The 26,156-nt window shown below is 62.0% G+C and carries 23 protein-coding genes and 2 pseudogenes; 16 read left to right on the top strand and 9 right to left on the bottom strand.

Features of this window, described 5'->3' with window-relative positions:
* Window positions 1–19 precede the first annotated feature (19 nt).
* From CIT25_RS21425 to CIT25_RS38280, 9 genes and pseudogenes are all read left to right on the top strand, one after another.
* Window positions 20–1,582, top strand: a complete 1,563-nt coding sequence (locus CIT25_RS21425) for a bifunctional aminoglycoside phosphotransferase/ATP-binding protein (RefSeq protein WP_095486485.1) — start codon at window positions 20–22, stop codon at window positions 1,580–1,582.
* 32 nt (window positions 1,583–1,614) lie between these two features.
* Window positions 1,615–2,064, top strand: a complete 450-nt coding sequence (gene trxC, locus CIT25_RS21420) for a thioredoxin TrxC (protein ID WP_095486619.1) — start codon at window positions 1,615–1,617, stop codon at window positions 2,062–2,064.
* A gap of 220 nt (window positions 2,065–2,284) precedes the next feature.
* Window positions 2,285–3,037: a FadR/GntR family transcriptional regulator gene (locus CIT25_RS21415; protein ID WP_095486484.1), complete on the top strand. Its 753-nt coding sequence runs from the start codon at window positions 2,285–2,287 to the stop codon at window positions 3,035–3,037.
* Window positions 3,038–3,100: 63 nt separating this feature from the next.
* The gene (gene kdgD, locus CIT25_RS21410; RefSeq protein WP_095486483.1) at window positions 3,101–4,006 is read left to right on the top strand and encodes a 5-dehydro-4-deoxyglucarate dehydratase; all 906 of its coding nucleotides are present in this window, start codon (window positions 3,101–3,103) and stop codon (window positions 4,004–4,006) included.
* 93 nt (window positions 4,007–4,099) lie between these two features.
* Window positions 4,100–5,611, top strand: coding sequence for an ABC transporter substrate-binding protein (locus tag CIT25_RS21405; RefSeq protein WP_095486482.1), 1,512 nt, complete (start codon window positions 4,100–4,102; stop codon window positions 5,609–5,611).
* 83 nt (window positions 5,612–5,694) lie between these two features.
* Window positions 5,695–6,609 (top strand): ABC transporter permease, encoded by a 915-nt coding sequence (locus CIT25_RS21400; protein ID WP_095486481.1) that lies wholly within the window; start codon window positions 5,695–5,697, stop codon window positions 6,607–6,609.
* Window positions 6,610–6,612: 3 nt separating this feature from the next.
* Window positions 6,613–7,536 carry an ABC transporter permease gene (locus tag CIT25_RS21395; RefSeq protein ID WP_095486480.1) on the top strand — a complete coding sequence of 308 codons (924 nt, stop codon included), beginning with the start codon at window positions 6,613–6,615 and terminating at the stop codon, window positions 7,534–7,536.
* On the top strand, window positions 7,533–9,179 hold the full coding sequence (locus CIT25_RS21390; RefSeq protein WP_095486479.1) for an ABC transporter ATP-binding protein: 1,647 nt from the start codon (window positions 7,533–7,535) through the stop codon (window positions 9,177–9,179). The genes CIT25_RS21395 and CIT25_RS21390 overlap by 4 nt, the downstream gene beginning before the upstream one ends.
* 936 nt (window positions 9,180–10,115) lie before the next feature.
* A pseudogene (locus CIT25_RS38280) lies at window positions 10,116–10,205 on the top strand (SAM-dependent methyltransferase); the annotation flags it as partial.
* Window positions 10,206–10,262: 57 nt separating this feature from the next.
* Here the strand turns inward: CIT25_RS38280 and CIT25_RS21380 are convergent.
* The 7 genes from CIT25_RS21380 to CIT25_RS21350 all read right to left on the bottom strand — a co-directional run bounded on the left by CIT25_RS21380 (window position 10,263) and on the right by CIT25_RS21350 (window position 17,468).
* A complete protein-coding gene (locus tag CIT25_RS21380) occupies window positions 10,263–11,228 on the bottom strand; it encodes an ABC transporter ATP-binding protein (RefSeq protein ID WP_095486477.1) in 966 nt (321 codons plus the stop codon).
* Between the two features lie 2 nt (window positions 11,229–11,230).
* Window positions 11,231–12,238, bottom strand: coding sequence for an ABC transporter ATP-binding protein (locus tag CIT25_RS21375; RefSeq protein WP_095486476.1), 1,008 nt, complete (start codon window positions 12,236–12,238; stop codon window positions 11,231–11,233).
* A 2-nt stretch (window positions 12,239–12,240) separates the two neighbouring features.
* Window positions 12,241–13,158 (bottom strand): dihydrodipicolinate synthase family protein, encoded by a 918-nt coding sequence (locus CIT25_RS21370; protein WP_095486475.1) that lies wholly within the window; start codon window positions 13,156–13,158, stop codon window positions 12,241–12,243.
* 17 nt (window positions 13,159–13,175) lie between these two features.
* Window positions 13,176–14,066, bottom strand: a complete 891-nt coding sequence (locus CIT25_RS21365) for an ABC transporter permease (RefSeq protein WP_095486474.1) — start codon at window positions 14,064–14,066, stop codon at window positions 13,176–13,178.
* Window positions 14,066–15,025 carry an ABC transporter permease gene (locus CIT25_RS21360; protein WP_095486473.1) on the bottom strand — a complete coding sequence of 320 codons (960 nt, stop codon included), beginning with the start codon at window positions 15,023–15,025 and terminating at the stop codon, window positions 14,066–14,068. The genes CIT25_RS21365 and CIT25_RS21360 overlap by 1 nt, the downstream gene beginning before the upstream one ends.
* Window positions 15,026–15,109: 84 nt before the next feature.
* Window positions 15,110–16,696 (bottom strand): ABC transporter substrate-binding protein, encoded by a 1,587-nt coding sequence (locus CIT25_RS21355; protein ID WP_095486472.1) that lies wholly within the window; start codon window positions 16,694–16,696, stop codon window positions 15,110–15,112.
* Window positions 16,697–16,736: 40 nt separating this feature from the next.
* Window positions 16,737–17,468, bottom strand: a complete 732-nt coding sequence (locus CIT25_RS21350) for a FadR/GntR family transcriptional regulator (protein WP_245329942.1) — start codon at window positions 17,466–17,468, stop codon at window positions 16,737–16,739.
* Between the two features lie 129 nt (window positions 17,469–17,597).
* On the opposite strand from CIT25_RS21350, the gene CIT25_RS21345 reads away from it, so the two are divergent.
* From CIT25_RS21345 to CIT25_RS21330, 5 genes and pseudogenes are all read left to right on the top strand, one after another.
* Window positions 17,598–18,569 carry a Gfo/Idh/MocA family protein gene (locus tag CIT25_RS21345; protein WP_095486470.1) on the top strand — a complete coding sequence of 324 codons (972 nt, stop codon included), beginning with the start codon at window positions 17,598–17,600 and terminating at the stop codon, window positions 18,567–18,569.
* Window positions 18,566–19,561 carry a Gfo/Idh/MocA family protein gene (locus tag CIT25_RS21340; RefSeq protein ID WP_095486469.1) on the top strand — a complete coding sequence of 332 codons (996 nt, stop codon included), beginning with the start codon at window positions 18,566–18,568 and terminating at the stop codon, window positions 19,559–19,561. The genes CIT25_RS21345 and CIT25_RS21340 overlap by 4 nt, the downstream gene beginning before the upstream one ends.
* The gene (locus tag CIT25_RS21335; protein ID WP_280953380.1) at window positions 19,551–20,504 is read left to right on the top strand and encodes a dihydrodipicolinate synthase family protein; all 954 of its coding nucleotides are present in this window, start codon (window positions 19,551–19,553) and stop codon (window positions 20,502–20,504) included. Before CIT25_RS21340 ends, CIT25_RS21335 begins: the two co-directional genes overlap by 11 nt.
* Before the next feature lie 105 nt (window positions 20,505–20,609).
* Window positions 20,610–20,699 (top strand): annotated as a pseudogene (locus CIT25_RS38275) (TIGR01458 family HAD-type hydrolase); the annotation flags it as partial.
* 82 nt (window positions 20,700–20,781) lie between these two features.
* Window positions 20,782–21,381: an HAD-IA family hydrolase gene (locus tag CIT25_RS21330; protein ID WP_342587107.1), complete on the top strand. Its 600-nt coding sequence runs from the start codon at window positions 20,782–20,784 to the stop codon at window positions 21,379–21,381.
* A 12-nt stretch (window positions 21,382–21,393) separates the two neighbouring features.
* Here the strand turns inward: CIT25_RS21330 and CIT25_RS21325 are convergent, their stop codons facing one another.
* Window positions 21,394–22,926 (bottom strand): FAD-dependent oxidoreductase, encoded by a 1,533-nt coding sequence (locus tag CIT25_RS21325; protein WP_095486467.1) that lies wholly within the window; start codon window positions 22,924–22,926, stop codon window positions 21,394–21,396.
* A 150-nt stretch (window positions 22,927–23,076) separates the two neighbouring features.
* The gene (locus CIT25_RS36395) at window positions 23,077–23,304 is read right to left on the bottom strand and encodes a hypothetical protein (protein ID WP_158302619.1); all 228 of its coding nucleotides are present in this window, start codon (window positions 23,302–23,304) and stop codon (window positions 23,077–23,079) included.
* A 33-nt stretch (window positions 23,305–23,337) separates the two neighbouring features.
* On the opposite strand from CIT25_RS36395, the gene CIT25_RS21320 reads away from it, so the two are divergent.
* Both CIT25_RS21320 and CIT25_RS21315 read left to right on the top strand, forming a co-directional pair.
* On the top strand, window positions 23,338–24,309 hold the full coding sequence (locus tag CIT25_RS21320; protein ID WP_095486618.1) for an SDR family oxidoreductase: 972 nt from the start codon (window positions 23,338–23,340) through the stop codon (window positions 24,307–24,309).
* 125 nt (window positions 24,310–24,434) lie between these two features.
* Window positions 24,435–26,147 (top strand): HAD family hydrolase, encoded by a 1,713-nt coding sequence (locus CIT25_RS21315; RefSeq protein ID WP_095486466.1) that lies wholly within the window; start codon window positions 24,435–24,437, stop codon window positions 26,145–26,147.
* Window positions 26,148–26,156: the final 9 nt, after the last annotated feature.

Genomic DNA, 26,156 nt, shown 5'->3' with positions numbered 1-26,156 from the left:
ACAAACAAAGAGGCATGCGATGATCGTCGAGGATCAGGAATCCGTGGCCGCGATGTTGATGGACCCTGCCGCGTATGGCGAGACCGGGCCGGTCCAAACGATCGAAACCCACATCTCGCGTATCTTCCTGGTTGGCCAGCGCGCCTACAAGATCAAGCGAGCCGTCAAGCTGCCCTATGTCGACTTCTCGACCCCGGTGCTGCGGCTCGCCGCTTGCGAGAAGGAGGTGGAGCTCAACTCCAAGACCGCGCCCGGCCTCTATCTGGGTGTGCGGCGCATCACGCGAGAGACTGGCGGCAAGCTCGCCTGCGACGGAAGCGGCAAACTGGTCGATGCAGCGATCGAGATGGTCCGCTTCGATCAGTCGAAGCTACTCGATCGAATGGCAATCGGTGGCGAACTGACGCCTGCGCTGATGACGGCGGTCGCGCGCATGATCGTGCGCTATCATCGCGGCGCGCCGGAGATCCACAACGGCAGTGGATTCTCGAACCTGTCAGGCGTGCTCGACATCAACGAAGCCGGCTTTGCCACCAGCAATGTTTTCGAGGGAGCCGAGATCAAGGCATTCACCGGGATTTTCCGCACCGCCCTCGCCCGTCATCGCGAACTGCTCGACCGGCGGTCGGCGGCAGGCAAGATCCGGCGATGCCATGGTGATCTGCATCTGCGCAATATCTGTCTCTTCGATGGAGAGCCCTGCCTCTTCGATTGCATCGAATTCAATGACCAGATCGCCAGCATCGATGTGCTTTACGATCTGGCGTTCCTGCTGATGGACCTTTGGCATCGCGGCTTTCCGGAACTCGCCAATCTGGTGGCGAACCGCTACCTCGACGAAGCAGACGACGAGGACGGCTTCATTCTCCTGTCGTTTTTCATGGCAATGCGGGCCGCAGTGCGCGCGCATGTCACCGCAACCCAGATCGAGGAAGGCAATGCCGATTCCGACAGGCTGATTACCGAGGCCAGATCCTATTTCGAGCTCGCCCGAACACTTCTCCAGCCAAGGCCTCCTCGGCTGATCGCCATCGGCGGCTTAAGTGGTTCTGGCAAGACGGCCGTTGCCGAGGCACTCGCCGCACATGTCGGTGCGCCGCCCGGTGCGCGCATTGTCGAAAGCGACCGCATCCGCAAAGCGATGCATGGGGTACCGGCCGAGACGAAGCTGCCGGATAGGGCTTATCGACCTGATGTGTCCGACCGCGTCTACCGCGAAATGGCATGGCGCGCCGATTTGATCCTTTCCGAAGGCGGTTCGGTGGTCGCCGATGCCGTCTTTGACAGGCCGGGCGATCGCGACCGCATCGAGAAGGCGGCAAATGGCAGAGACGTCGCTTTCGCCGGATTCTGGCTGGAGGCGGATCCGCTCGTTCTTTGGCAGCGGGTGAGCGAGCGCAGGGGCGGTCCTTCCGACGCGACCGTCGACATCTTGTCGCGGCAATTGCAGCGAAATGCCACCCCGTCCACATGGCGCAAGCTCGACGCCGATCGAAAGCTCGGGGACATCGCCGCAGAGTTGGCGAGCTTCTCGGATGCGGCAGCTTCTGCGCAGGGTGCTTCACTCAAGACTGCATCCTGACGGCGGCGATCGACTTCAACAGGTGAATGGCCATGGCGCAGGAAAATCTGGTGGTTTGCGGCAAATGCGGCGGGGTCAATCGCCTGCCGCCGGCACGCAATGCCAGGGACGCGAAATGCGGAAAGTGCGGCTCCAAGCTGTTCTCGGGTCACCCGGCAGACGTCGATGCACCGACTTTCGATCGCCAGGTCGCGCGAAGCAGCCTCCCCGTCGTCGTCGATATCTGGGCACGGTGGTGCGGCCCCTGCAAGATGATGGCGCCGGCATATGAAGCGGCAGCAAACGAACTGGAGCCGCATGTTCGCCTGATCAAGCTCAATTCCGACAATGAGCAGGCCGTTGCAGCCAGGCTCGGCATTCGCAGCATCCCGACCATGATCCTCTTCCATGGCGGACAGGAGGTTGCGCGCACATCCGGGGCAATGACGGCGGGGCAGATCGTCAGGTGGGTCCGCGATCACCTGCCGACGGCCGCAGCCTGAAAGCCGCCACGCCGTGGCTCCGCTCATCGCCGTGACCGTATCAGCAAAGGTGCCCACGAAAATCGCTCCAGGCGACTTGAAGACCCATATGCGGAGCGCAGAAGCCATATGATGACATAAAGACATTCGACCTCGGATACGAATTTTCATATGATGACCTCGCTTTTGCCCTGCGCCGGGAGTATGCAATGTCTCGACCCGGCAAAAGTTTGGAGGACCCATGCAGCAGGTCGAACATCGAACGTCCCGCAGGTCGTTCGTTTCTCAGGTTGCAGATGCGTTGCGCGGGCAGATCGAAGCCGGCTTTTATGCACCTGGCGACAAGTTGCCGACGGAACCTGCGCTGATTGACCGGTTCGGGTTCAGCCGCACTGTGGTCCGGGAGGCCATCGCCGCCCTTCGCGCCGACGGGCTGGTGGAATCGCGGCAAGGCGCCGGCGTCTTCGTTCTCGGCCCGAAACCTGTCGATGAGGGATTGAAGCTCTTCACCGACGAAACGAACAAGATCTCGGATATCATCGAAGAGCTCGAGTTGCGCATCGGCATCGAAGTCGAGGCAGCGGGCCTTGCCGCAGCCCGCAGTTCGCCGGCGCAGGAGGCTGAAATCGAGGCCCAGGTCGAAAGGTTCGCCGATCTTATGGCGCAAGGGCAACCCACCGACGAGGCGGACTTCCAGTTCCACATGGCGATCGCCACCGCAACGAACAACGCCAGGTTCAAGGCATTCCTCGAACATGTCGGCCGGCGGATGATCCCGCGGGTGAAGTTCAAGACGATGATGGGCGGCGTCGACCCCTTGCCCAATCGCGACCATCCGATTCTGGAGGAGCACAGGGAAATCGCGGATGCGATTCTGGCCCGCGACCCGGAAAAGGCGCGTGAGGCGATGCGCCGCCATCTGGTGACGGGTATAAAGCGCTATCGCGCGCTGACCGTCCGGCGCTCGACAAACCAGGACAAAACCGGCGGTTGACTCGTCCGAACACTCATCATATGACTCTGGATGACATCATATTAATTTGTGGGATGAGTTCCTTTGTCGCCAGATGAAATCAAGTCGCGTGTCGCTTCAGGGCTGCTGTCGTTTCCGGTCACACACTTCAATGAGGATTTCAGCCTCAATCTCGAAAGCTATCGCGCGCATGTGGCATGGCTCTCGGGGTTCGGTGCCGCTGCCCTGTTCGCGGCCGGCGGCACGGGCGAGTTCTTCTCGCTATCGCCGGAAGAGGTCGCCGACGTTACCCGTGCGGCCAAGGAAGCCTCGGGAGACGTGCCTATCATCGCCGGCTGTGGCTACGGCACGGCGCTCGCCACGGAAATTGCACGCCGCGCTGAAGCTGCGGGGGCCGACGGTCTTTTGCTTCTGCCTCATTATCTGATGGAAGCCTCCCAAGAAGGGATATTCCGACACGTCAAAGCCGTGTGCGAATCCACCGGCCTCGGCGTCATCATCTACAACCGTGCGAACTCGGTCGCCAATGCCGACACGGTTGCTCGCCTTGCCGACGCCTGCCCAAACCTCATCGGCTTCAAGGACGGCACAGGCAAGGTCGATCTTGTCCGCCACGTCACCGCAAAACTTGGCGATCGACTCTGCTACATCGGTGGCATGCCCACGCATGAGCTCTTTGCCGAAGGCTTCAACGGTGCCGGAGTGACGACTTATTCCTCTGCGGTGTTCAACTTCGTGCCGGAATTGGCACAGCGCTTCTACAGGGCCATGCGGACAAACGATCGCGCTGCAATGGAAGAAATCCTGCACAGCTTCTTCTTCCCCTTCGCGGCTTTGCGCGATCGCGAACAAGGTTATCCAGTGTCGATCATCAAGGCAGGCGTCGAGCTCATAGGACGGACGCCCGGCCCGCTTCGTCCGCCGCTGACGGATCTGAAGCCGCAGGAAAAAGACATGCTGCGCGGACTGATCGAGAAGATCGCCGCCTAGTCGCCGGGAAATCGGCAAATTGTCGGACGAACGGGACGAGGAGGTTCGCCCTGCGCACGACAGCCAAAACGGAAGATCAAAGGGAGGAAAGACATGGATAGAAGCGTTCATACGATTGCAGCTGTCGTACTGATGACCGCTGCCGCGCCATCGGCCGTCGCACAAGAGGCGGCGCAGGAAATCCGTATCGTCCTGCCGGAGCAGCCGGCCAATCTGGAGCCCTGCGGCACCATCATCACAAATGTCGGCCAGATACTCAGCCAAAACGTCGTTGAATCGTTGACCGTCATCGATCCGATCACCGGACAACCTCAGCCGAAATTGGCGACCGAGTGGACCAGCGTGAACCCGACGACCTGGCGGATCAAGCTGCGCGAGGGCGTGAAGTTCCAGGACGGAACGGAGCTCAACGCGGATGCGGTTGCGTTCTCCATCAACAGGATGATCAGCGGCAAGATCACTTGCAGCAACATAGCGAAGTTCGGCGATGCCAAGCTAACGCTGACGCCGGTCGACGATCTAACCGTCGAGATAAAGTCGGACAGGCCCGAGCCCATCATGCCGACGCTGTTGAGCGTGGTCATGATCGTCTCGCCGAAGACACCGGTCGACAAGGCGGTGAACGATCCGGTCGGGACCGGCCCATTCAAGCTGTCGACCTTTTCCCCGCAAACCGTAGTGCTTGACGCGTTCGACGGCTATTGGGGCAAGAAGCCGGAGATCACGAAGGCAACCTATGTCTGGCGGCCCGAATCCTCGATCAGAGCTGCCATGGTGGAAACCGGGGAAGCCGACCTGACGCCGTCGATTGCTATCCAGGACGCCAGCAATCCGGAGACGGATTTCGCCTACCTGAACTCCGAGACCACCGCGATCCGTATCGATGCCGCCAAGCCGCCGCTCGATGACCTGCGCGTCCGCAAGGGGCTCAACCTCGCGATCGACTGGGAAGGCCTTGCGCAGCTGTTCGGCGACGACGTCAAGCGTGCGTCGCAGATGGTCGTCTCCGGGATCAACGGGCATGACGATGCGCTCGAGCCTTGGCCGTACGATCCGGAAGAGGCGAAAAAGCTCATCGAAGAGGCGCGCGCGGCAGGTGTCGCGGTCGATACCGAGATCAAGCTCATCGGGCGAAACGGCATCTATCCAAACGGCGCGGAAGCGATGGAGGCCATGATGACGATGTGGCAGGATGCCGGCCTCAACGTCAAGCTTACCATGCTCGATGTCGCCGACTGGCTGCGCTATCTGCAAAAGCCTTTCCCGCCGGAGCGCGGCCCCAATCTCCTGCAGATGATGCACGACAACAACAAGGGCGATGCGGCCTTCACGGTTCCGATCTTCTACCGATCGAGCGGGAGCTACTCGACCGTGGCCGATCCGGCGTTCGACAAGGAGATAGACGAGGCCCTGGCTGCGACCGGCGAAGCCCGCACCAACAGCTTCAAGGCGATCTTCGGCAAGGCCCGCAACGAAGTGGTGGCGGACATCCCGATGTTCCACATGATCGGCTATACCCGCGTTGGCACCAGGCTGGAATGGAAGCCCGATATCACCACCAACAGCGAAATACCGCTGGCCAATATCGCTATCAAAAAAGACTGAGTGATACGGGGGCGCTGGGTCCGATCGTGATCCTGCGCCCCTGACCTGTTGCCTCCGTCGATATCCGTCCAAGGGCATCCCAAATGATTACCTATCTTGGACGCCGGGCGTTCCACAGCATCCTGTCGGTCATAGGTCTGTTGACGCTGGTCTTTTTCCTGACACGGCTCACCGGCGACCCTTCCGCCTTGTACCTGCCTCTGGACTCGACTGCGGAAGCTCGGGCCGCGTTCGCGCGGTTGAACGGCCTCGATCAGCCGATCTATTGGCAGTTTCTGGAATATTTGCGCGATCTTCTGCAGCTGGATTTCGGTGAATCGCTACGCCAGAACCGCTCGGCGATGCAGGTCGCGCTTGAGGCGTTCCCGGAAACGCTGAAGCTTGCCGCCGTCGCGATCACACTGTCGACCGCTTTGGCTATCCTTGTCGGCTCTCTTGCGGCCGCGCGACCGGGCAGCATGTTCGACCGTGTCGCCAGCCTCGTCTCTCTGGCCGGCGCAAGCGCGCCGGATTTTTGGGTCGCCATCGTCGGCATCCTTGTCTTCGCTGTGGGGCTCGGGCTTTTGCCGACATCCGGCACCGGAACCTGGGCCCATTGGATCATGCCTACCTTCGTGCTGATGCTTCGCCCCTTCGGTCTCCTGGTGCAAGTCGTGCGTGGAACGATGCTGTCCGCGCTTGCCTCTCCATACATCAAGACCGCAAGGGCCAAAGGCCTGCCCCGACAGAAGATCATCTTCGGGCATGCGCTTCGCAACTCGCTGCTGCCCGTCGTCACGGTCGCCGGCGACCTGGCGACCAGTCTCGTCAACGGCGCCGTCGTCGTGGAGTCGATATTCGGCTGGCCCGGCATCGGCAAGCTGATGATCGACTCGATCATCCAGCGCGATTTTGCCGTCGTCCAATCGACGATTCTGGTGACGGCCACCGCCATCTTCATCCTGAACATCGCGATCGATCTGCTCTACGCGGTTCTCGATCCGCGCATCCGGTACTGAGCCATGACGATCATCACCCCCGACATCAAGCCAGCGGCGGTTCCAGGCAGCGGCAGCGTGCTTCTCGCCTATTTGAAGCGCGACAAGCTTGCGCTCGCCGCCGCTATTTTCCTGGCGATCGTCGTGATCGCTGCGGTCCTCGGCCCGTGGCTGGTGGGCGACGCCGCTTCGCGGCTTGGGCTGCGCCAGCGCAACCTCGCCCCCTTCTCGCTGGCCAGCGGCTGGATCTACGTCCTTGGCGCCGATACCCTTGGCCGGCCCATCCTCGCCAGGCTGATTGTCGGCGCGCAGAATACGTTCGGCATTGCCGCGGCGGCGGTATTCGCGTCCATGCTCGTTGGTGGAACACTGGGCCTGATAGCGGGCTATTCGGAGCGCTGGTACAGCCATCTCATTCTGCGCCTGGCCGATGTCGTCATGAGCTTTCCCTCGCTGCTGCTGGCGCTCATCGTGCTCTATACGCTCGGCCCGAGCATTACCAACCTGGTGATCGTTCTCGCCGTCACGCGCATGCCGATCTATCTCAGAACGGCGCGCGCAGAAGTACTGGAGTTGCGCGAGCGCATGTTTGTGAGCGCGGCGCGAGCCATGGGTGCGAAGCCGGCCCGGATCATCGTCCGGCATATCGCACCCCTCGTCCTGCCGACACTGGTGACGATTTCCGCCATTGATTTCGCAACCGTCATTCTCTCGGAATCGGCGCTGAGTTTCCTTGGCCTTGGCATTCAGCCGCCAGACTTTACCTGGGGTGCAATGGTGGCAAACGGCCGCGGCTATCTCGCCACCGCCTGGTGGATCGCATTCTGGCCGGGTCTTGCAATCATGCTGACGACGCTGTCGCTCAACATCCTCTCGAACTGGGCGCGCACCGTCGTTGATCCGCAGCAACGCTGGCGTCTTCAGACATTGCGAAAAGCCGCCCGATGAGCAACGCGACCAATCCCATTCTCAAAGTCGACGGACTGACCGTCGATTTCCTTTCGGACGATGAGCCGGTACGCGCGGTCGACGATGTCTCTTTCCACGTCAGCCGTGGCGAGACTCTCGTGATCCTCGGCGAAAGCGGTTCGGGAAAAAGCGTCAGCACCAGCACGGTGATGGATCTCATCGACTGTCCGCCAGGTGATATCGTGGCCGGCTCCTGCCTCTTCGATGGCGTCGAACTCTCGGGCCTTGGCGCGGAGGCGCGCAGAAGCATCAACGGCAGCAGGATTGCGATGATCTTTCAGGATCCGCTCGCCTACCTGAACCCCGTCTATACGGTGGGGCGCCAGATCGAGGAGGTCTATGAGAGCCACGGCGCGGGAGCCGGCAAGGACGCACGCGCCAAGACGATAGAACTGCTTCGGCGTGTGGGCATTCCAGAGCCGGAAAACCGCGTCGACTTCTATCCACATCAGTTCTCGGGCGGACAACGCCAGCGCGTGATGATCGCCATGGCGATCGCGTTGAAACCGGACATCCTGATCGCCGATGAGCCGACGACCGCTCTGGACGTCAGCGTGCAAGCGCAGATCCTCGATCTGCTGCGCGATCTCCAGCGCGAGACCGGCATGGCATTGATCATGATCACCCACGACCTCGAAGTCGCCTCGTCCATGGCGGACCGGATTATCGTCATGAACGGCGGGAAGGTGGTGGAGACAGGCATCGCCAAGGAGGTCTTCAGCAATCCGCAGCACGCCTACACGCGCCGCCTCATCTCCGCCCTGCCCCACGGCAACGCAGCGGAGGCGCCGAACAGGCGTTCGACGACGATCGCCGGCAAAACCCTGCTCAAGGTGGAACATCTCACCAAGCACTATGTGCTTGCTTCCGGAGCTTTCAGCAGCAAGCGGACGTTCAAGGCGGTGGATGACATAAGCTTCGAGGTCAGGAGAGGCGAAACGCTCGGCATCGTCGGCGAGTCCGGCTCCGGCAAATCGAGCGTCGCACGCATGCTGTTGGGGCTGAACGCGCCAAGCGCGGGCAAGGCCGTCTTCGCCGGCGAGAACATCTTCGAAATGAACGAGAAGCGTCTTATGGCGTTTCGGCGCAAGGTCCAGATGGTGTTCCAGGATCCGTACGGATCGATGAACCCGCGCATGCGCGTTTACTCCATCATTTCCGAACCCTGGGTAATCCACCGCGATATTCTGCCGAAGAACAGGTGGAAGGCTCGAGTGGCAGAGCTCCTGGAATTGGTGGGGCTGTTGCCGGAACACGCCGACCGCTACCCGCACCAGTTTTCCGGCGGCCAGCGACAGCGCATCGCCATTGCGCGCGCGCTCGCGAGCGAGCCGGAACTGATCGTCTGCGACGAGGCGGTTTCGGCGCTCGACGTCTCCATCCAGGCGCAGGTGATCGACCTTCTGGCCGACCTTAGGACGCGGCTTAGACTCTCATATATTTTCATCACACACGACTTGCCGATCGTCCGCCATTTCGCCGACCGGATCATGGTCATGAAAGATGGAAAGATTGTCGAGGAAGGTCAAACCTCGGCGCTGTTCGGGGCGCCTCGCCACGAATATACGCAAAGCCTGTTGCAGGCTGTGCCTAAGCCCAAATGGCTTACGCAAGCTCAATAGCTCTCATCCAAGCCTAGCGCGAGCAAAGCCTTGCCGGTGCCACCCCCGCGTCGCGGTGCTCGGGCTCGATGCGAAGGGCGCCTAGAGCGGTTCAGCTTTTGATAGAACCGCTGACCCGCTCTAAGCATTTGTTTTTACGCAATTCCGGACGGAAACCGCTCCGCACTTTTCCTGGAATTGCTCTAGGGCGCTTTCTTCCGGTTCCGCCCCGGCCGGCGCTCGCAGAGCGGCTGGCGCGATCTCCGCGACCGATGGGAACTGTCTCACGTGATCCGCACAGTTTTCCGCCTGACAGCGCCAACCAATAGAAATCACGCCAAGGGATTAATCCGGCCAGCTTTAGGTTGGACCGGGATCATGGCAGCCTTTCCTGATGCTAGTCAGCCCAAACGTGAACAACTTGTCGCCCTTCCCTCTGGGGGTCCTCCAACACTCCCTGCGAGACCCGGGATTGGAAATGAAGGTCAGGGTGACCATCATCCGTTTCGAGCAATGGTTGTTGTAGTAGACACGCGCGGTCTGAATCCCGTTATTCCAGGAATAGTTGGCTTTGGCGCCTGTCTCAGGGCGTCCGGAGCAGTCGATTTTCTTCCGCTCGACAGCCCCAGCTGGAGTTGTGGCGCCCAACATTAGAGCGCCGGCGGCCGCAATGAGGATGCTCATGCCAGCCGTGGTCCGGTTGATTGATTTACCGCGCATTGTGCTGTCCTTTCACTCTTGGTTCACTCTTGGTCGCCCCACGCAGGCCCTTCAGGGCGCTCAACCCGGGGCGGCGTTGAAGGTTTGCATCGACCAGTCAACGTCGCTCTCGTTATTCTCGACGAACTCGGCTACCTGCCTTGCTGGTCTTGTTGTTCTATCGACGATGAGGGTTGCACGTAGATTTCATGATCGGCGGAAACTGATTGCAATTGAAATACGAAGAAACCCTGGGGGCGCATCGCCGAAAGCGCCGCCGTCCGCGATGCCTACGAGGCAAGGCGCCCGGACGGGACGAGGTCGTTTGCGAATGTGACGTGGCCTTGTGGTGCCCTAGGGAGACTAACGACGCTGTTCTGCGCGCTGCGCCTCACGCCAGCTTGCCTAGGCGATGTCGTCGCGAATGCAGGCCTTCAGATGGCCATCTGACGTTGCCCGCAGCGGCGGGACGATGCCGGCACAAGCGTCCAGGGCAACCGGGCAACGGGTTCGGAAAACACACCCGGTTGGCGGATTTGCGGGGCTTGGGATGTCGCCCTTCAGCACCTGCCGGGTCTGCTTGGCCAGCGGGTCGAGCGACGGAATGGCCGACAGCAGCGCGCGCGTATAGGGATGCTGTGGCCGAGCATAGAGCGCGGCCGCCGGTGCAACTTCCATGATGCGCCCGAGATAGAGAACGATCACCGTGTCGCAGATATATTCGACGACGGCCAGGTCATGCGAAATGAACAGCATGGTGAGACCGAGCCGGATCTGCAGGTCGCGCAGAAGATTTATGATTTGCGCCTGAATGGAGACATCGAGGGCAGAGACCGGCTCATCGGCGACGATGAATTCGGGTTCGAGCGTAAGCGCCCGGGCGATGCCGATGCGCTGACGCTGCCCGCCCGAAAATTCGTGGGCGTAGCGGTCATAGGCATCGACTGGCAACTCGACCGCAGCAAGTGCTTTCTCCGCCCTCGCCCGCCGCTCGGGCCTGTTGCCGATGCCCTGAATATCCAGGCCTTCGGTCAGGATCTGCCCGATCGTCATGCGCGGCGACAGGCTGGCGAACGGATCCTGGAAAATATACTGCATCTTGCGGCGCTGGCGAGCCAGCGGCCCGGCGCTCAGCTTGGTTATATCGACGCCGTCAAATCTTATTTCGCCGGACGTCGGCTCGATGAGACGCAGCACCGAGCGGCCGATCGTGGTCTTGCCCGACCCGGATTCGCCGACGAGGCCGACCACCTGGCCGCGCGCAATATCGAAGGAAATATCATCCAGCGCCCTGACGATGGGACCGCGCGAGAACGCCGTCGGCGAAAAATGCTTGGTCAGGTTCCTGACCGAAAGGAAGGGGGCATCCATTGTCAGAGATCCTCCCAGCGCAAACAACGGCTTTTCTGGGTCGACGTCGCAGCGAACAATGGCGGTACAGCAGCGCGGCAGGCATCGATAGCCAGGGCGCAACGCGGCGCGAAGGAGCAGCCCTTGGGCAGCAGAGCCAACGACGGAACATTGCCGGCGATGGTTGGAAGCGGCGTTCCCGCTGCCTTCAGCGTGGTGGCTTGGCCAAGCCGTGGCACCGAACGCATCAGCCCGGCGGTGTAGGGATGACGCGGACGGGTGAACACCTCGCTCACCGGACCCGATTCCACGATGCGCCCGGCATACATCACCGCGACCCGGTCGGCGATCTCGGCAACGACGCCGAGATTGTGCGTTACGAACAGAATGCCCATGCCGCGTTGCGCTTGCAGCTCGGCCAGCAGGTCGAGAATCTGGGCCTGGATGGTGACGTCCAACGCGGTGGTCGGCTCGTCGGCGATCAGCAAGGTCGGATCGCAGGACAAGGCCATGGCGATGGTGGCGCGCTGGCGCATCCCTCCCGACAACTCATGCGGGTATTGCCGCGCCCGCCGATCGGGATCGGGAATGCCGACCTGAGCCAGCAGCCGCACGGCGTCGGCGGCCGCATCACGATGCGACTTGCCGAGATGGATGCGGATCGGCTCGGCGATCTGCTCGCCGATAGTGTAGACCGGATTGAGGCTGGTCATCGGCTCCTGGAACACCATGCCGATGTCGTTGCCGCGCACCTTGCGCAGCGACTCAGGATCGAGGCCGGTCAGCTCGGTGACTGTGCCGTCCCTGCGCCGCAGCGCGATCGATCCGTCGGCGATGTGTCCGATCTTCTTCGGCAGCAGGCCGATGATCGATAGGCTGGTAACGGACTTGCCCGATCCGGATTCGCCGACGAGCGCGACCGTTTCACCCGATCCGATCGTCAGATCGACGTCCTGCACGGCGGCGATGTCGCGTCCGGCGATACGGAACACGGCCCGCAGACCGGAAATCGAGAGAATCGGAGCGTCCACGGTCAGCGCATCAACCCGACGTCGCGCAGGATGATTTCGACCTTTGCGGTTTCCTCGTCGTTCAAGCTGCGTTGCGGCCGCGCCATGGTGTTGGAGGCGATGATGCCGAGGCTCTTCATCGCTGTCTTGAAGGCGCCTACGCCGGCCGAGCCGGCGCTTGTCCTGCCGAGCGAGATCCAGACGATCTCGAACAGCTTCAACAGCCGCTCCTGTTCCACGCGGGCTTCGACGTGCTGACCCGCCTGCATCAGGTTCCACAGCTTGACGTAGCCGTGCGGATCGACATTGGCGAGGCCCGGCACGACGCCATGCGCGCCCATGGCAAGCACGCTGTCGACCAGGATCTCGGATCCGGTCATGCCGAAGAAATTCGGATCGTTGGCCATGTCCTTGAGCACATAACGCAGATTGCCGTCATCGCCGCTGGAATCCTTGATCCCCGCGATAACCCCCTCGCTGGCCAGGCCGACGGTGGTCTTGCGCTCCAGCTTGACATGGACGCAGACCGGAATGTCGTAGGCGATAATGGGGATGTCGACCGCATCCTTGATATAACGGAAGTGATCGCCGATCTCGGGCTGGCTGGTGCGGGCATAAAAGGGCGCGGTGACCACGACGGCGTCGGCGCCGGCCGATCTGGCTACCTTGGCGTGGTTGATGACACGATCGGTCGTCGGGTCGATGACCCCGGCGAAGATCGGAACGCGGCCATTGTTGACTTTGACCGCATGCTCGATGATGGCCCTGCGGCCGGCCTCGTCATGGAAGACGACCTCGCTGGTCGAGCCGAGCACGAACAGCCCGTGAATGCCGCCGGCGAGCAGGTTCTCGATGGTCCGCGTGAACGACGGGAAGTCGACACTGAAATCGGAATGGAGCGGGGTGACGACAGGTGGCACGACACCGGTAAACAGGGGCATTTTGAAAACCTTCAGGTTCAGTTGAGATCGGAACGGGGATCGAATGCATCGCGCAGGCCGTCGCCGATGAAGTTGATGGCCAGAACGGTGAGCACGAGCACGGCGCCGGGAAACATCCATTGCCAAGGATATTGCTCGAGCACCACGGTGGAGCGGGCGAGATTGAGCATGTTGCCCCAGCTGGCTTCGGGCGGCGCGATGCCGAGGCCGAGGAAAGAGAGGCCAGCTTCGAGCAGAATGGCGTTGGCGATCTGCAAAGTGGCGTAGACGACAAGAATGTCGATGCAGTTCGGCAGGCCGTGACGGAACAGGAGATGCGGCAGCCCCGCCCCCATGCCACGGGCGGCGACGACGAAGTCGCGCTCGCGCAGCTCGAGCAGCCGGGCGCGCACCATGCGCGACAGCACCGGCCATGAGAGCAGCGAGATCACCAGGATGGTCGGCGCGATGCCGGTGCCGGCAATCGAAGCGAGCACGAGCAGGAAGATCACCGGCGGCAGCGTCATTGCGAGATCGACGAAGCGCATCACCGTGCCGTCGACAACACGGCCGCCGAAGCTGGCGACGGCGCCGACCAGGAAGCCGATGACGATCGAGATGGCGACCGAGCAGACGGCGACCAGCAGCGAGATCCGCCCGCCTTGCAGCAACCGGGCCATGACGTCGCGGCCGACGCCGTCGCTGCCTAGCCAATGAATGGCCGACGGTCCCTTGTTGATCGCCCTGAGATCGATCGCGTTGGGGCTGAACGGCCACCATAAATGATAGGTCGAAACCGCCAGCAGGATAGGGATAACGATAAACAGACCGGCGCGCGCCGCACGATTTTCAAAGAAGCGGTCGAGCGCGCGGCGGAGCGGTCCTTTGGTTTGCGGCACAGCTGTCGGATCTGGCGCGGTGATCGTCATCACGACACCTGAATGCGCGGATCGACGGCGGCATAGACGATGTCGGTCAGGAGATTGACCAGAATGACGCAAATGCCGATTACCAGAGTGGCGCCCATGATCACCGGGTAATCCCGTGTGCCTACGGCGTTGACCAGCAGCAGGCCCATGCCCGGCCAGTTGAACACGCTTTCGAGGAAGATGGCGCCACCGATCGCGATGCCGACCGTCGACCCGATCAGGGTGATAACCGGCAGAAGCGCATTGCGGGTCGCGTGCTTGATGATCACCCAGAACTCGCGCACTCCCTTGGCGCGCGCGGTCCGCACATAGTCCTGGTTGAGCACTTCCAGCAGCGATGCGCGCATGTAGCGCATGATCAGCGCGGCGTGTCCGATGGACAGCAGGCAGGCGGGCAGGACGAGGTGCGCGAGCACGTCCGATATGGAAAAAGGTGCGCCGGCGGTCTGCATGCCGCCTGATGGCGCCCAGCGCAGCAACACCGAGAAGAAGTACAGTCCGAGAAGTGCCGTCAGAAAAGCCGGGCTGGAGACGCCGATGAAAGAAACCACCGACAGCGCGATGTCGGGCAGCGCGTTACGGCGGACGGCACTGAAGATGCCGGCGGAAATGCCGAGCACGATGGCGATGGCCAGGCCGGTGCCCATCAAGAGCGCGGTCGGGCCGATGCGCTCCATGACCAGCGGCAGCACGGCAACGCCGCTGCGCTGGATCGAATAGCCGAAGTCGCCGCTGAGCGCGGCGCGAAGCCAGGCGAGGTATTGCACGGGAAGCGGCTGGTCGAGCCCAAGCCGGTCACGCAGGACTTCGAGGTCGGAAGCAGACATCGGGCTGGACGGGTTGATATACGCGTCGATCGGATCGCCGGGCGCCAGTCGCAAAAGGATGAAGATGAGGACGCTCAGAGCGACCAGCATCAGCAGTCCTGTAGCGCTGCGGCGGGCAATGAAACTCAGCATTGGCTGTCCGTGGTGATGGTGAGCGGAGCCGGCATCAGGCCGGCTCCGTGCAAAGGTGGGCCTGGAGTGGCCCGCCAGGCGTTTTTACTGGATGTCCCAGCGTTCCGGGTGAGCCGCGAAAGGACCGCCGGCAGGCGCCGGCGTCCAGACAAAATCACGCAGCTTGTTGGACGCGACGCCATAGCGGTTGGCTACCCATAATGTCGCCCAGGGCAGATCCTTGTTCATCACCTTGCAGACTTCCTGCCAGGATTGATCGATCTTGGCCGGATCGGTCTGGCCGAGCGCGGCGTCCAATGCAGCGCTCAGATCGTCGAACTCGATGCGCATGGTGTTGAAGCCTGCCGGCGGAATCTGGGACTTGTTGAGACCCGGGCTGATGCCAGCCGGATTTGGACCGTTCTGCAGGCCGGCATAGACCATCGCAAACGCGTTCCAGTCCGGCGTGCCTTCCTTGTAGACGATGCCATTATAGGTCGGCGTATCGACGACACGCGGCACAACATTGATCCCGACCTCGGCCAGCATCGACTGGATTGCGGCCATCACATTGGCCGCTTGCGGCGAGCCGTAATAGGTCAGCAAGGTGATGGGCTTATCGCCGTTGATCTTGTCCCAGCCCGCCTCAGCAAGCAGAGCCTTGGCCTTTGCCGGATCGTAAGCATAGGTCTCGAGGCCTTCGGGAAGCAGATGCGGCGCGACGTAGCCGCAATTGGCCGGTTTGGCCGCCCCGCCATAGAGGCTCTCGATGATGGCATTGCGATCGATCGCGTACATGATCGCCTGGCGGACGCGAACATCCCTGAAGAGCTCGACCTTCTGGTTGAGCCCGATGTAGTTGACTACATAAGAAGCGCCCTCGATCACCTTGAAATTGCTGTCGCTTTTGAAAGATACCGCGTCGTCGGGCTCGACATAGGTGAACTGGATCTCGCCGGCGCGCAGCGCGGCAACGGCCGCCGCCGGGCTCTCGAAATACCGGTTGATGAGAACGTCGGCCTTCGGCTTGCCGCCGCGATAGTCGTCATCCGCGGCCAGCTCGACATATTGATCGCTGACGTAGCGATTGAATTTGAAGGGGCCGGTGCCGACCGGCGTGGTGGACCACCAGGTGCTTGTGGCCAGCGTTTCCGGTGGCATCGCGGCCAGGGCATGCTCCGGCAGGATCATCACCTGCGAGAGAATGGACAGGAACGAGCCGTTGGGCTTCGACAGTTTGACGACGACGGTGCGGTCGTCCGGCGCGTCGACCGACGCGATATCGCCGAGACGCGCGGCAAACAGACTGCCGGACGCTTTGTTCCTGGCGAGCTCAAGCGTGAACTTGACGTCCTTGGATGTGAACGGCTTGCCGTCGTGCCAGGTCTCTTGGACAAGGTTGAACGTATAGGTCAGCTGGTCGTCGCTGACCCTGTAGTCCTTGGCCAGATCGCCTTCGAGTTCGGTCAGGTCGGAGTTGTAGATGACCAGCGGTTCAAAATAGGTGCTGAGCCAGGTAAAGCCGCCGGTCGCAGCCAGCGGATTGAAGTTCTTGGGAAAGCCGCCGGGGCCGACGTCGAAGCCCCCGGTTATGGTCTTGGCACCCTGTGCCTGGACGCTGGTGGCAAGGCCGATGCCGCCGAGCAGCAGCCCGGTGACGGCCAGATGACGAGCGATAGTCTTGATGCGCATGGTTTCCTCCCTTGGCATTGTCAGGTAGTTCGGCGTTGGGTCAGGTCGTTCGGTTTTTGGCGATCACTTGCTGAATCCCCCTGTAGTGGTCGTCGAGGCGCTGACGCGCCCGGTCGACATCCTTGGCGGCAACGGCCTCGACGATCTCGTGATGGTCGCGCCACGTCGCCAGCGGTGTCGGATTGTCGAGGCTGGTGAAGTTCGAGGCCTTGTTGAACGCCACCCAGAAGATGTCGATCAGCGCGCTCAGCATGTGATTGTTCTGGCAGCGGAACAGCAGTTGATGGAATTGCTGGTCCTCTTCGGCAAAGCTCTCCTGGCGCTCGGCGCGCCGCCGCATGCTTTCGGTCAGCTGGCGCAGCGCGGCGATGTCTTCGGCGCTGATCATCTCGATGGTCTTGGCGATGAGGCCGGTTTCAAGGACGCGGCGGATCTCGCGCAGCTCCTCCACGTCGCGCAACGAATCCTGCAGGCCATATGCCAGATTATCCAGCAAGGGTTTGAACGAGAATTCCTTGACGAACACGCCGATACCGCGGCGCGTCTCCAGAATGCCGATCGACTCCAGCGCCTTGATAGCTTCGCGCACCGAGTTGCGGCCGACGCCGAGCCGCTGCGCCAGGAAGGTCTCCGGAGGCAAGGGATCCCCCGCCTTGAGCTTGTTGCTCTGGATATATTTCCTGAGGCTCTCCTGCACGCTGACGTGAAGCAGCGGCGGTCTGGTCAGCGGCTCGATCGACTTAGGTTCCGAGATCGGCTTGGGTTCTGAGATCAACTTGGGTTCCGGCATTTTGCTCCCAGCGCCGCTGCAATTGCGCCCGATGGCGCGTCACAAAGCGGTCGATGCTTGTAGCATAGCGACTTGTAGGATATCCTGCAAGCAAGAGGATACGTCACTGAAATGAAGATTGTCCTGGCCGGATCGAGCCATTGGCACGCCGAAATGCATCTCGACGCCGCACACTCTTATGGCACTGAGATTGCCGGCATTTGGGATGAGGACGCGGAGCATGCGCGCGCCTTCGCGGCGCGTCATCATTTGCCGCTCATCACCGATTTCGCGAGAATCCTCTCCAGCCCGCCGGATGCGATCCTGCTGATGGGACATCCTTCGGCGGTGCCGGCGCGGGCGCGCGCCGTTATCGAAGCCGGTATACCGCTGATCCTGGAAAAGCCGGCGGCGAGCAGCACCGGAGCGTTGGCCGCGCTGCGCGACCTGGCGAGGCAGCACCAGGCCTTTGTCAGTGTTCCCCTGCCCAACCGCTTTGGGCCGGCCGTCACTGCCTTTGAACAGCTGCGCCAACAAGGCCGCGCCGGCGCGGTTGCGCATTGCCAGTTCCGGCTGGTCAACGGCCCGCCGCAGCGCTATGCGGCCGACGGTGTCGCCTGGGTCGTGGATCCGGCGATCGGTGGCGGCGGCGCGCTGAGGAACCTCGGCATACACGGCGTGGACGCCGCGCTCAGCCTGGCAACCGGCGGGCTTGGGCTGAAAGCCGTTTCGATCGGGAACCGCATTCACCGCGCCGAGGTCGAGGACCATGCGCTGCTTGTGCTGGAAGACGCTGCCGGAGCCTTGTTCGTCATCGAGGCAGGATACACTTTCGCGTCGATGCGCCCCGGCGGCGATTTCGAATGGCGCATCGTCAGTGAGAATGCGACCCTCATCGACTATGGCGACCGCGCCGTCTGTGCGACGCTCGACGATGGCGCTATCGTCGACTTGCCGATCGAATTGCCGGCGACGCGTTACCGTCTGTGCATGAGCGACACGCTCGACCGGCTGGCCCGAAAAGCGCCGCCGGCGATTTCGATCGATGACTATGTTGCGGCGATGTCGCTGATCGACGCCGCGTATGAGAAGGCAGGACGATGATTGGAATAGGCATTATCGGAGCGGGCGATTTCGGCGCGGCCCATGCAAGGGCAATCAAGGAGGTGCACGGGCTGCATCTCGTCGCATCGTGCCGCGGGAACAATGACGCCCTGGCCGGCTTCACCAGCGAACACGGTGGTCGCGGCTATACCGACTGGCGCAAGCTGCTGGACGACAAGGAGGTCGACGCTGTCCTCATCGCCAGCCCTCACCATCTCCATGCCGAAATGGCCATCGGCGCAGCGGAGGCCGGCAAGCACATCATGCTCGAAAAGCCGATGGCGCCGACGGCGGCGGCCTGCGATGCGATCAACGCCGCTGTGGCCGCCGGCGGCGTCAAGCTGATGGTCGCTCATCTCATGCATTTCGCCCTGCCCTGCATGGCGGCCAGGCAAATGCTGGAGGGAGGAGCGCTCGGCCGGCCGCTCATCGGATCGAGCTGGATCATCAAGCTGTGGATGGAGCACAATCGCCGCGACTGGCATCTGCGCAAGGCAACCGGCGGCGGCATGCTGTTGACGGCCGGCATTCATGCGCTCGACCGCCTGGTCTGGCTGATGGATGACGATGTCGTATCGGTGAGCGCCATGCTCGGCGCCAAGTTCCATGACCAGGAAGCCGACGACACCGCCCTGCTCGGACTGCGTTTCGCCGGCGGCGGGCTCGGCCAGGTGCAGAGCATCGGCTACCGCAATGGCGCGACCAGCTACGCCATGGACCTGGTCTGCGAGCAGGGAACGCTGCGCATCGACATGGACCGAGGCACGATGCTGGGGCGCGATGCGGTCTGGACCGACCTGCCCGGCTCGTTCGAGCCAAACTGGATGCACAACGCGCTGGTGCGCGAATGGACGGCGATGGGCGATGCCATTGCAAACGACAAGCCGGTGCCGGTCGATGGTGCCTATGGACGCAAGATCATCGGCATCATCGAGGCCGCCTTCGCGTCGAACGAAACCCGGCGCGAGCACGAGATCGCCGGTGCGCGCTGAGCTGAACGACCATCTGACCCGTTTGCCTGCACAGGCGCCGCTCGGCGTCTGGGGCGCGGTGATGCTGGCCATCGACGATCGCGGCGCAATCGATTGGGAGGCGACGGAAGAGACGATCGCGCGGCTCTGCGCGGCCGGTGTCGACGGCATCTATTCCAACGGCACGGCCTGCGAATTCCATTGCCAGACCGAGCCCGAGTTCGACCGGCTTTGCGACCTGGTGGCCGCGACAGCGGCTCGCGCACGCCTGCCCTTCCAGATCGGCATCAGCCAGTCCAATCCGCGCGTCGCGCGCGAGCGGCTGGTGCGGGTATCGGCGCTCCGCCCGGCGGCGGTGCAATTCACCTTGCCCGACTGGTGGCCGCCCAGCGACGATGAGGTCATGCGCTTCGTCGGTGGTCTTTGCGAGACTGCGCCTGACATGCCGCTGGTGCTGTACAATCCACCGCACGCCAAGCGCCGCCTGACGCTCGAAGGCATCGCCAGGCTGCGTGCAGCCGTGCCGTCGCTGGTCGGCGCCAAGCTGCCGGCCGGCGACGCCAGCTGGTACGCCGACATGCGCCGCGAACTGCCGGGATTTTCGGTCTTCGTGCCCGGCCATACGCTGGCGACGGGATTTACCCAGGGCGCCCATGGCAGCTACTCCAACGTCGCCTGCCTGAACCCGAAAGGCGCTGTGATGTGGTGGCAGATGATCCGCACGGATGCGGCAGCCGCTGCCGAGGTCGAGACACGCATCCAGGCCTTTCTCGCCACGCACGTTCTGCCTTTTCGCGCTCGCTACGGTGTCAGCGATGCGGCGCTCGACAAAGCGATGGCGGCCGCCGGCGGCTGGGCGCCGCTTGGCCCGCGACTGCTCTGGCCCTACAGCTCGGTTCCCGACGAGGAGATCGCGACGCTGGCCGAAGCCGCACGCAAGGCCTTTCCCGAATGGTGGTTGTGACCCCTCGGTTAATCGAGTGCGCCTGCCCGCCCTGATCCAAAAAGGAACAACCATGGCCTTTGTTCCGGATTTGACGCATGGCGGACTCGTGGTCATGCTGGACCGATGACAAGGGGTGTACTGCTGGACCTCGCAGGCGTCATCTATGATGGCGAGACCGCCATACCAAGCGGGATCGACGCCGTCGCGCGTTTACGCCAGGCCGGTTTGGCCGTACGCTTCGTGAGCAATACCACGCGCTCGTCGAAACAAAAGGGTTCTCGAACGTCTGGAGGCGATGGGACTCACCGTTACCGAGGCAGATGTTTTCACGCCGGCGCACGCTGCACGCGAATGGCTGCTTCGCAATGGCCGTGCCCCATATTTGTTGATCCACCCCGGCCTTGCGCAGGACTTTGACGAACTGCCGGATCGCGACAAGCGCGCCGTCATCGTCGGCGATGCCGGAGACGCCTTCACATATCCGGCGTTGAATAACGCGTTCCGTGAGCTCAGTGCGGGGGCCGAATTGCTGGCCCTTGCCACCAACCGGACGTTTCGGGACGCCGATGGCGGGCTCAGCCTCGATGCAGGGCCATTCGTCGCGGCATTGGAATTTGCCTCCCTGAAACGCGCCACCGTTCTCGGCAAGCCCTCGTCGGCATTCTTTCTGTCGGCGCTGGCAAGCATGGACTGTCCGCCGGATCAGGCGATCATGGTCGGCGACGACGCCGAGGCGGATATAGCTGGCGCCCTGCGCGCCGGACTTTCGTGCGCATTGCTGGTGCGGACAGGCAAATACCGGCAGGGCGATGAGAAACGGTTTGATCCGCGCCCGACCGCAACCGTCGCCGATCTCGCGGCGGCAACCGACTGGATCATTGCGCACCGCGGATAACAGCGCGCTTCGCTAGGTCATTTGACGCTCCATTTCCACCTCGGCCCCTAGACTTTCGATGTCGCGGAAGATCGAAGCGACAGCCAGCGTGCGCCCTTCGCGCTTGAAGCGGAGCAGGCAATCCTTGGCAATGATGTCTCCATCGACCACGATCTCGTCCCATTGCGCGGCATGGCCGACGTAGTTGATGGGAACATCGTAATGCTGGCTCCAGAAGAACGGCACGGCGACGAATTTCTCGCGATGGCCGAGCATGTTGAGGGCCGCGGTTCGCCCCTGCCTCTCCGCAACCACCCAATGCTCGATCCGAATGTTCTCGCCACTGTGAGGATCTGGCCACCGCGCAATGTCGCCAGCCGCGAAGATGCCTGGTGCGCTCGTCTCCAAAAAGGCGTTCACGACGACACCGCGGTCAAGGATGAGCCCCGCCGTTTCGGCAAGCCCCGTCCGCGGTCGCACGCCGATGCCGACGACGACGAAATCCGCCGCCAACGTATCGCCGCTGCTGAGTTTCACCTTGCTGCCGTCGATGCTGCTCGCGGTGTCCTCGAGATGGAATACGACACCATTCTCCTCATGGAGGGCGCGGATGAAGTCGCCCATTTGCGGACCCAGGACCCGTTCCATGGGCCGTTTTTCCGGCGCCACGACGTGAACTTCGATCTCGCGCGAGCGCAGGGCCGCGGCAACCTCCAGGCCAATGAAACTGGCGCCAAGCACGACGGCGCGGCGCGCAGTCGTGGCTCGCTCGATGATCGCCTTGCAATCTGCGAACGAGCGCAGCGTGTGAACGTGTGGCTGGTCGGCGCCTTGTATGGTCAGGCGAACCGGTTCGGCTCCGGTCGCAAGGAGCAGCCTGTCGTAAGGAGTCCGTGTCCCGTCCGCGAGCACAACTTCGCCAGAACGTGCATCGATGCTGGCGACGTTCGCGTTGAGACGCAGGTCGATGTCGTTCTTCGAGTAAAAGCTGTCTCCGCGGAGCGGAACCCAATCCTCCGGCGCTTTGCCGGCGAGATAGTCCTTGGAAAGATTGGGCCGATCAACGGGCGGCGCTTCGTCGTTGCTGAGCATGACAATGCTACCTTGATAGCGTTCGCGCCGCAGTTTTTCTGCCGCCGCGAAACCGGCCGCGCCGCCACCGACAATGACGATTTTCTCTGGAGCCTGGCCGGAGCCTCCATCGCGCTGCTTCGGTGCCGTCCGCTTGCGCTTTTCTCCCACGAATATCCGATCATCGCGTTGTTCCACCGACCAGCAAGCGAGTGGATTGAAAGCAGGGGCGCGCAAGGCCTCGCCTGTACGCAAATCGAAGCACGCGTGATGCCAAGGACACCGGACGGTGTCTTCCACCACAAGACCGTCGACGAGCGGCCCGCCATAATGTGTGCATGTCGCCCCGATGGCGAAGACCTCGGCCCCGCGGCGCACCAGCAGCACCTGCTCATCGCCGCAATGGCCGAGGAGCTTTCCGCCATCGGCAAGGTCGGATAACGCGATGCCCTCGACCAGATCCGGCCCGTTTGGTTTGGTATGACCTTCAGCCATTTTCCTCTCCGTTGGCGCGATCCAGTGTCAAAATCGCCTGTACGGCCGAGAAGTGGGAAATCTTCAGGTCACCAGCCTCGGAATACCTTCTGCCTGGCTAGCGCGCCTTCAGGTTCTCGGACACCGCTTGTGCCCAAACGTCCGGCCGCATCATTCGTTGCCAGTTGGGCAGTACGCGCCGTCGATTCCTGGCGTTTTGGGGTCGCTGCGATCAAGAACATTCGGCGCCTGCTGCCAAATTGGGAGGGCGATTCTCATCGGCGGTTTGTCGAAGGCTAGGTGGCGCTCATCACTCGTTGCCGCGGCTGCAATGGTCGCTTGTCGAACGCATCGCGGACTGAAGAATGACGCCGTCGCGTAAACTTTTTCGCCAGACATGCGTTGTTCATCCTCCAAGCCAAGGAGGCAGCCATGCAGATGAAATCGGAAATCGCCGGCGAGGCCGCCAAGCAGCGCCACATCCAGCGTCGGATCGATGCCAAGGACAAATCTAAATCCAGCGGCAAGCAACAAGGCGCCATGCAGGCCGGAGCACGCAAATATCCCGAGCCGCCCTTTCCTGAGCAGCACCAGCCGAAGCCGGGGCACGAATGGGCGATCGAGCCAGCGCCGCTTTACGATGCGCCATTCTATATCGGATCGAAAAAGCTCGACGGCAAAGTGGCTGTCATTACCGGCGGCGATTCCGGCATCGGCCGCGCAGTGGCCGTGCTCTATGCGCGCGAAGGCGCGGATGTAGCGATCGTCTATCTGTCGGAGGACAAGGATGCCGAAGAGACAAAGAGGGCCGTCGAAGCCGAAGGCCGGCGCTGCATCCTGATCAAGGCTGACGTCAGCGAACGCGACCATTGCCACAATGCGGTGGCTGAAGTGGTGAAGGAATTCGGCCGGATCGACGTGCTGGTCAACAACGCCGCTTTCCAGATCCATTCCAGCGAATTCAGCGAGCTGACCGAAGAGCATTTCGACACAACGCTGAAGACCAACCTCTACGGCTATTTCCACATGGCGCAGGAGGCCGTGCCGCATATGAAGCCCGGCTCGGCGATGATCAACAGCGGCTCCATAACCGGCATCGAGGGCTCAAAGCAACTGGTCGACTATTCGATGACCAAGGGCGGCATTCATGCCTTCACGCGCGCGCTTTCGGGCAATCTTATCGAAAAGGGAATTCGGGTGAATGCCGTGGCGCCGGGCCCGGTGTGGACGCCGCTCAACCCATCGGACAAGCAGGCCGGTGACGTGTCGAAATTTGGCGCAGACACGCCGATGAAACGGCCGGCGCAACCGGAGGAGATCGCGCCCGCCTATGTGTTCCTCGCCTCGCCGCACTGCTCGAGCTACATCACCGGCGAGATACTGCCGATTATCGGCGGCTACTGAGTGGGTATCCTGCGCCGCAACACTTGTCCGCTCGGCTCGATCACGCCTTTGCGGAATGGCATCTCGTCGTGCGACCTCGCGTGTGGCGGTGGTAGCGGCGATCTCAGACATGAAATGGTCGACAAATGTATTTCATCGCCTTGGCAACAGACTATGACGGCACGCTGGCGCACGAGGGGATCGTAGCTGAAAAGACGGTTGCGGCTCTCGAACGGGTCAAGAAAAGTGGCCGCAAGCTCATTCTCGTCACAGGACGAGAACTGCCCGACCTCAAGCGCGTTTTTCCCGAGATCGGCCTGTTCGACAAGGTCGTCGCCGAAAATGGGGCGTTGATCTACACGCCTGCCAGCGAGGAAGAACGTGTGATTTCACCGGCACCGGCGCCCAAGTTCGTCGCCAAGCTAAAAAAGCACGGCGTCAAGCCGCTTTCAGTCGGACGGTCGATCGTTGCGACCTGGGAACCACACCAGGCAACAGTTCTTGAAGTGATCAAAAAACTTGGGCTGGAACTGGAAATCATCTTCAATAAGGGCGCGGTGATGATCCTGCCGAGCGGCATCAACAAGGCAACCGGGCTGGCCGCTGCACTTGAGGACCTGCGGCTTTCACCACACAATGTGGTCGGTATTGGCGATGCTGAAAACGACCACGCCTTCCTGCAGGCCTGCGGCTGCAGCGTCGCCGTCGACAATGCACTTGTGGCGGTCAAGGATACAGCAGACCTGGTGACGCGCGGCGCGCGTGGAAAAGGCGTCGAGGAACTGATCGAGAAACTGGTAAAGCGCGATCGGGAACTTGTCCGAAAACGCCGCGACGGCATTCTTCTCGGCTCGGTCGGCGGCGACGAAGTCTATCTGACGCCGACCGACACGGTTCTGATCGCCGGAAGCTCCGGCATCGGCAAATCCACCTTGGCCACCGCGCTGACGGAACGCTTCGTCGAGAACGGCTTTCAGTTCTGCATTTTCGACCCGGAAGGCGACTATGATGGCCTCGAAGGTGCCGTCCGGATAGGCGATGGCTCGAGCGCACCGACAAAGGCACAAGTGCTCGACCTGATCGAGAAGCCGGACACCAGCGTGGTCGTCAATGGGCTGGCGTTACGGGTCAACGAGCGACCGGACTTCTTTGCCGATCTGCTCCCCGGCCTTGGCAGTTTCCGCTACCGTACGGCGAGGCCACATTGGCTGGTCATCGACGAGGCACATCATCTTCTGCCCAAGAAGCGCGACGACACACGCGCCGTCCTATCGTTGGAATTGCCGGGCACCGTCCTGATCACCGTTCATCCGGAAGCGATTTCGACCGATGCCCTGCGCCTGGTCACTGCCGTCATTGCGCTCGGTCCCAAGGCCAAGAATGTCATCAAGGCCTTTTGCCATGAGACGGATACCAAGCCGCCAAAGGATATTCCGTCGCCAAAAGGCGAGCGCGTGTTGCTCTGGCGGCCTCAAACCCGCAAGAAAATTGCCATGGTCAAGGCGATCGAGCCGCGCCAGTCACTCAAGCGTCACAGCCGCAAATATGCAGAAGGTCACCTAGACGAGGCCGGCAGCTTCTATTTCAGAGGTCCCGACAACGCGATGAACCTGCGGGCCCATAACCTGATGATCTTCGCTCAGATCGCCGAAGGCATCGACGACGGGACTTGGGAGCATCACCTGCGTGCCGGCGACTATTCCGAATGGTTTCGGCATCAGATCAGGGACAAGGAGCTGGCGCGCGAAGCCGCCGAGGCAGAGAAGGACGAAATGCTCTCGGCGCAGGAAAGTCGCAAGCACGTTCTGGATGCAGTACGTCGCCGTTATACGGCTCCCGCCACCGCCCCGGAGGAATAGGGAGCGAAA

Origin of the sequence: Mesorhizobium mediterraneum (genome assembly GCF_002284565.1) — a bacterium.
Taxonomy (GTDB): domain Bacteria; phylum Pseudomonadota; class Alphaproteobacteria; order Rhizobiales; family Rhizobiaceae; genus Mesorhizobium; species Mesorhizobium mediterraneum.
The sequence above is the reverse complement of the archived record's forward strand: the minus strand, read 5'-3'. Positions and strand labels throughout refer to the sequence as shown.